The 1,616-nt window shown below is 54.3% G+C and carries 1 protein-coding gene; it reads left to right on the top strand.

The window, feature by feature from the left end; all coding sequences use genetic code 11:
• Positions 1 to 40 precede the first annotated feature (40 nt).
• A complete protein-coding gene (locus tag ABS761_RS16820) occupies positions 41 to 1,588 on the top strand; it encodes an IS3 family transposase (protein ID WP_350409542.1) in 1,548 nt (515 codons plus the stop codon).
• The last annotated feature ends 28 nt before the right edge of the window (positions 1,589 to 1,616 follow it).

The following is a 1,616-nucleotide window of genomic DNA, read 5'->3' as shown; positions in this document are numbered from 1 at the left end:
GGGGATGCGGACAAAATCTTGGACTACTTGGGAGTAGTTCATGTATTCATACCAGGATCGTCTGCGCGCCGTAATGCTGTACTTGAAGCTCGGCCGTCGGATAAATGCCACGTTGCGTCAACTGGGATATGCCAATAAGAATTCGCTCAAGGCCTGGTGTGCGGAATTTGAACAGAATCGAGATCTTCGCAGAGGCTATCAACGGGTAAAGCGCCGGTACACCGATGAACAGAAGCACCGGGCAGTGGACCACTACGTTGAACAAGGCCACAGCCTAATTCACACGATCCGATGTTTAGGCTATCCGAGCAGGGAGACACTACGTGCGTGGGTCGGTGAATTGCGCCCGGAACTCAGGAAGACAATCACGGGTAGTAGTACCCCGCACAATCTGCCTCGGCCTCGTGCCACAAAGCAGCAGGCCATTATCGCGTTGAATACACGCTCCGGCTCAGCAAAGGAGGTGGCTGAAGCCACCGGTGTGGCCCGGGAAACGTTATATAGTTGGCATCATCAGCTACTTGGCCATGCCCCTTTGAAGCCCATGCCAAAGAAAATAAATACGGTTCCACTCGCACAACAACGCGATGACCTGCTCAAGGAATTCACTGATCTGGAAGCCCGAGTTCGCAAACTTCGCTTGGAGCACGACATTCTGGAGAAGGCGAGTGAACTCATAAAAAAAGACATGGGCATCAACCTACTCGGGCTGACAAGCCGAGAAAAAACGATGGTAGTTGATGCCCTTAAAGATCGCTATCCCCTTGCACAACTTCTGCAAGGTCTGAAGCTGGCACGCAGTACATATTTCTATCAGCGTCTGCGACAGACGCTGCCGGATAAGTATGCGCAGGTGCGCGCGGATATCCGCAACCTCTTCGATGAGAATTACTGCTGTTATGGTTACCGGCGCATTGACGGAGCCTTGCGACGTCAAGGTGTGCGCCTATCGGAGAAAGTCGTGCGCCGCCTAATGGCCGAAGAATCTCTGACGGTGAAAACGCCGCGGCGTCGACGCTTCTCAGCATATGCCGGCGACCCGACACCTGCGGTTCCGAACCTATTGAACCGTAACTTTCATGCCGCCGCACCGAATACGAAATGGTTAACCGACCTGACGGAGATCCACATTCCGGCCGGGAAAGTTTACGTTTCACCAATCGTCGACTGCTTCGATGGGCTGGTGGTAGCGTGGAATATTGGCACCAGCCCGGATGCGAACTTGGTTAACACCATGCTGGATCACGCGGTGCAGACCCTGCAACCTGGCGAACATCCGGTTATCCATTCGGACAGGGGCTCCCATTACCGATGGCCCGAGTGGATTCGCCGCACTAGCGATGCGAAACTGACTCGATCAATGTCCCGCAAGGGCTGTTCGCCGGATAACGCTGCCTGCGAAGGCTTCTTCGGACGATTCAAGAACGAGCTGATCTACCCGAGAGACTGGCGTGAGGTCACGCTGGAAGACTTCATGCGGCGAATCGACGATTATATTCGCTGGTACAACGAGCGCCGCATCAAACTGTCGCTTGGCGACCGCAGTCCCATCGAGTATCGTCAGGCACTAGGATTGATGTCCGTATAAACCGTCCAAGAAAATGTCCGCACCCCCC

The organism is Castellaniella sp. GW247-6E4 (genome assembly GCF_040276065.1).
In the GTDB taxonomy this organism is placed as follows: Bacteria; Pseudomonadota; Gammaproteobacteria; order Burkholderiales; family Burkholderiaceae_B; genus Castellaniella.
This window is presented reverse-complemented; position numbering and strand designations above follow the sequence as displayed.